Raw genomic sequence first — 4,693 nt, 5'->3', positions numbered from 1 at the left:
CGATTTCTCCTTCGTCCCGGCGGTCACCGCGGCGATGGGAGGCTTCGGGCTGCTGGTGGCCTTCTGCGTGGCGCAGGTCGGCTCGCTGTTCTCGGCCGATGCCTGGAACAACATCACCTTCACCGCCGGCGAGGTGAAGGATCCGCGCAAGAACATCCCGCTGTCGCTGGTTTTCGGGACGGGGCTGGTCCTGACCCTTTACGTGCTGGCGAACGTCGCCTACCTGGTCACGCTGCCGATGCAGCAGATCCAACAGGCCCCGGACGATCGCGTCGCAACCGCCGCGCTGGGCGTCATCTTCGGCCCCGCCGGCGCCATCATCATGGCCGTCGCCATCGTCATCTCCACCTTCGGCTGCAACAATGGACTCATCCTGGCGGGGGCGCGGGTCTACTACGCCATGGGGAAGGATGGATTGTTCTTCAAGTCGACCGGCAGGCTCAACGAGAAGCATGTTCCGGCCTTCGGACTGGTGCTGCAGTGCCTCTGGGCCTCGCTTCTGGTCCTGCCCCGCACGCGGCTGCGCGACGCCGCCGGAGCGCCGATCCTGGATGCCGCCGGGAACCCGACCTACGGCAACCTCTACAGCAACCTTCTGGATTACGTCGTCTTCTCGGTCCTCATCTTCTACGTGCTGACGATCGCCGGCATCTTCATCCTGCGCCGCAAGATGCCGGACGCGGAGCGCCCTTACCGCGCCTTCGGCTATCCCCTGGTCCCCATCCTTTATATGGTGGCGGCCACCGTCATCATGCTCGTCCTGATACTCTATAAGACCCAGACCACCTGGCCGGGCCTGGTCATCGTCCTGACCGGCATCCCGGTCTACTTTCTATGGAAGCGGGCGGGGCTGCCGGCTCGATCCCCCGCCCCGGAGGCGGGCCGCTAACCCCCGGGAGTGAAGGCATGGCATCCAATCTCTTCAAACGCAAACCGCTCGCCCTCCTGCTGGAGGAGATGAAGGGGGAGAACCGGCTCCGCCGGATCCTCGGGCCGGTGCAGCTCACCAGCCTGGGAGTCGGGGCGATCATCGGGGCGGGCATCTTCGTGGCCACCGGCGCCGCCGCGCACAACGTGGCGGGCCCGGCCCTGATGCTCTCCTACGTGATGGCGGGTATCACCTGCGTCTTCGCGGCGCTGTGCTATGCCGAGTTCGCCTCGATGGTGCCGGTGGCCGGCTCGGCCTACACCTACGCCTACGCGACGCTGGGCGAGCTGTTCGCCTGGATCATCGGGTGGGACCTGGTGCTGGAGTACGCCGTGGGCAGCGCCACCGTAGCCACCGGCTGGTCGGGCTACTTCCAGAACGTCCTCAACAAGGTCGGCTTCGCGTTCCCGCAGGCGCTGCGGGAATCGCCCTGGCGCTATGACGCGGCGACGGGCGGCTTCGTCTCGACCGGCTCGATCCTGAACCTGCCCGCCATCCTGATCGTCGCCATCGTGACGATGGTCCTGGTGAAAGGGATCCACGAGAGCGCGAATTTCAACGCCACCATGGTCATGATCAAGCTGGCGGCGGTGCTGTTCGTCATCGGCGTCGGCGTCTTCTTCATCGACCCGGCCAACTGGCACCCCTTCGCCCCCTTCGGCTGGACCGGCATCAACATCTTCGGCAAGCACGTCGCCGGACAGACCGATCCCGGCGGCTCGCCGGTGGGGATGCTGGCCGGGGCGGCGATCATCTTCTTCGCCTACATCGGATTCGATTCGGTCTCCACGCACACCGAGGAGGCCAAGAACCCGCAGCGCGACGTCCCCATCGGCATCGTCGCGTCGCTGATCCTGTGCACGGTCCTCTACATCGCGGTGGTGGCGGTGCTCACCGGGATGGTCCGCTACAACCAGCTCGACATCAACGCCCCGGTCAGCCGCGCCTTCCAGCAGCAGGGGCTCGGCTGGGCGGAAGGAATCATCGCCGTGGCCGGCGTCGCCGGGATCACCTCGGTGCTGCTGGTCATGATGCTCTCCGCGCCGCGTGTCTTCCTGGCGATGGCGCGCGACGGTCTGGTGCCGCGCGGCTTCTTCGGCGACGTCCACCCGCGCTTCCGGACTCCCTGGCGCTCCACCATCCTGATCGGCTCTTTCGTCATCACCATGGCCGGCTTCCTGCCGATTGACGCGCTGCTCCATCTCACCAACATCGGGACGCTGTTCGCCTTCGTCGTGGTCTGCGCAGCGGTGCTGATCATGCGCAAGAAGTATCCCGACGCGGAGCGCCCCTTCCGCTGTCCGATGGTCCCGCTGGTGCCGATCCTGGGGATCGGCTCCTGCCTGCTGCTGATGTTCTCGCTCCCCACGGCCAACTGGTGGCGGCTGTTCGTCTGGCTCGCCATCGGGCTGGTCATCTATTTCCTGTACGGGCGGCATCACTCGGTCCTGACCCGGGTGGGCGGCGAAGCGCCGGTGACGGCCGGCGGCGGAGGCCGCGTGGAGTCGGTCGCGCGGCGCTGAAGGCCTTCCATCGAGCCTGGAAAACCAAAGGGCGGCCCGGCGGCCGCCCTTTTTATTTCTGCCCGCGAGCCCCGATCACACGCATCGCAGGCTGCGGCGGCGTCATTCACCGGCGCCGGACCACCGCTCACCGATAAACTGAAGACGCCCGGTTCTCCGGTCCGTATCCTTCGCAACGGATGCCCCGAATCCCGGGGACCAGGAGGGAAGGAAGATGGTGGAAGAGCTCCGATCACCCCGCAATGCCGCGCGGCTGTTCGCCGGGCTGGTGATCCTCTGCCTGGGAGCCCTGGCGCTCCTCAACAATTTCGATGTCATCCACGTCGCCAACATCTGGCGGTTCTGGCCGCTGGTGCTCATCGCCGTCGGCATGGCCAAGATGCTGCGGCCACAGGGCACCCCCGGGAGGTTCGCGGGGGTGGTGTTCGCGATCGTGGGACTCTGGCTGCTCCTGCAGAACATCGGGGTCTGGCACTACAGCCTGTGGAACCTCTGGCCGATCCTGGTGGTCCTCGTCGGGGTGCGCCTGATCTGGGGCGGCATGGGACGCTCTCCCATCGGACCGCCGCCGGATGAGAAGTCGGGTCTGAGCACCTTCTCGATCCTGGGCGGCTCCGAGCATCACGGCAGCTCCACCGACTTCCGCGGCGGCGACGTGACCGCCATCCTGGGAGGATCGAAGCTCGACCTTCGCCAGGCCGTGATCAAGGGGGAGGAGGCGATCCTGGATGTCTTCGCGATGTGGGGCGGCATCGAGATCATCGTACCCCGCACCTGGGGCGTGGTGGTGCACGGAACGCCGATCCTGGGAGGGTTCGAGGACAAGAGCGAGCAGCCCCGCGAGCCGGGCGGTCCCCGGCTCATCGTCCGCGGCACCGCGATCATGGGCGGTGTCGAGATAAAGAATTAGGAGAGTGTCATGACCAATCTCGATGCAAACGACACTTCGAGACCCGGAATCGGGGCGGCGCTCATCGCCTTCGCGATCTTCGCCGGCATTTGCGCCGGCAGCATCGCGGTGGCGCGCCGCCACGGCACGCTTTACGATGACATTCCGCCGGGCGACCGGAGCGCGGAGACTTCCCGGCAGGAGAACGTGGAAGCGCATGCCATCATGCGCGAGGCGAGGTATTCGTCCGATTCCCAGGCGTTTCGCAGCGCGGAGCTGGTGGCGATCGCCGGAAGAGGCGTCCTGGATCTGTCCGCCGCGAAGATGAAGGGCGACAGCGGGCGACTGGAGGTCGTGGTCATCGCCGGAGCCGCCGTGGTGAAGGTGCCGCCCGACTGGGCGGTGATGTCGGCCGACAACGTCGCCGCCGCCGGCGCGATCGAGAACTATGCCAAGAAGGCGGAAGGATCCGAGGTAAAGAAGGTCCATCTGGAGGCTTTCGTCCTGGCGGGCCGGATCGAGGTGGTGCATTGATTCCCGGAGCGCTTCGCGCATGAACGCCGTCCTGTTCGCAGCCGTCGGAACCCTCCTGGGGGGGCTCGTCGCCACGCTCATGGGGTTTCGCGGCGGGTCGGCCTGGGACGAGGCGATCCTGCTGGGGATGCCTCTCGGGTTCGGGCAGGCGGTCCTCTGCATGGCGGCGCGCTACCCGGCGCGCGCCGTGCCGCCGACCGCCGGCAGGCTGGGCCGGGTCGTCGTCACCCACCTCTCGGCCGGGGTGGTCTCCACCACCGTGTGGCTGTTCCTCGGATTCGTCGGGGCGCGGCTCCTGGAGAAGCTGCCGCGCTACCCGGGGGCTGCGGACCGGTTCGCAGCCGAGATGCCGACGCTCGCCTTCTCGGCGGTCCTGATCTATCTGCTGGCGGTTACCGTGCACTACCTGAACCTCGCCCTCGAGGCGGCCGGGGAGCTGGAAATCCGCAGCGCGCGCTCGCGCGAGCTGGCGCGCGAGGCCGAGCTGCGCGCCCTGCGGGCGCAGGTGGACCCGCACTTCCTGTTCAACAGCCTGAACTCGATCGCCACGCTCGCCACCGCGGACCCGCCGGCGGCGCGGCGGATGTGCCTGCTGCTGGCCGGTTTCATGCGCCGCAGCCTGGACCTCGGGGAGCGCGATCAGATCCCGCTCGGCGAGGAGCTGTCGCTCGTCGCCGATTACCTGGCGGTCGAGCGCATCCGCTTCGGGGAGCGGCTGAAGGTGGACCTGGAGGTGGACGAGCCGTGCCGCGACTGCCCGGTCCCGCCGCTGCTGCTGCAGCCGCTGGTGGAGAACGCGGTACGACACGGCATCGCGCA

The 4,693-nt window shown here is 67.5% G+C and carries 5 protein-coding genes; all 5 read left to right on the top strand.

Features of this window, described 5'->3' with window-relative positions:
• Positions 1-889 (top strand): APC family permease (locus tag VFW45_15805; protein HEU5182250.1); only part of this gene is annotated, 889 nt, incomplete at its 5' end.
• 17 nt (positions 890-906) lie between these two features.
• Entirely contained in the window at positions 907-2,451 is a 1,545-nt protein-coding gene (locus VFW45_15800) for an amino acid permease (protein ID HEU5182249.1), read from the top strand.
• Between the two features lie 214 nt (positions 2,452-2,665).
• A complete protein-coding gene (locus VFW45_15795) occupies positions 2,666-3,361 on the top strand; it encodes a DUF5668 domain-containing protein (GenBank protein HEU5182248.1) in 696 nt (231 codons plus the stop codon).
• A 9-nt stretch (positions 3,362-3,370) separates the two neighbouring features.
• Positions 3,371-3,874: a hypothetical protein gene (locus tag VFW45_15790; GenBank protein ID HEU5182247.1), complete on the top strand. Its 504-nt coding sequence runs from the start codon at positions 3,371-3,373 to the stop codon at positions 3,872-3,874.
• 19 nt (positions 3,875-3,893) lie between these two features.
• A partial coding sequence (locus VFW45_15785; GenBank protein HEU5182246.1) for a histidine kinase occupies positions 3,894-4,693 on the top strand: 800 nt, incomplete at its 3' end.

The organism is Candidatus Polarisedimenticolia bacterium (assembly GCA_035764505.1).
In the GTDB taxonomy this organism is placed as follows: domain Bacteria; phylum Acidobacteriota; class Polarisedimenticolia; order Gp22-AA2; family AA152; genus AA152.
The sequence above is the reverse complement of the archived record's forward strand: the minus strand, read 5'-3'. Positions and strand labels throughout refer to the sequence as shown.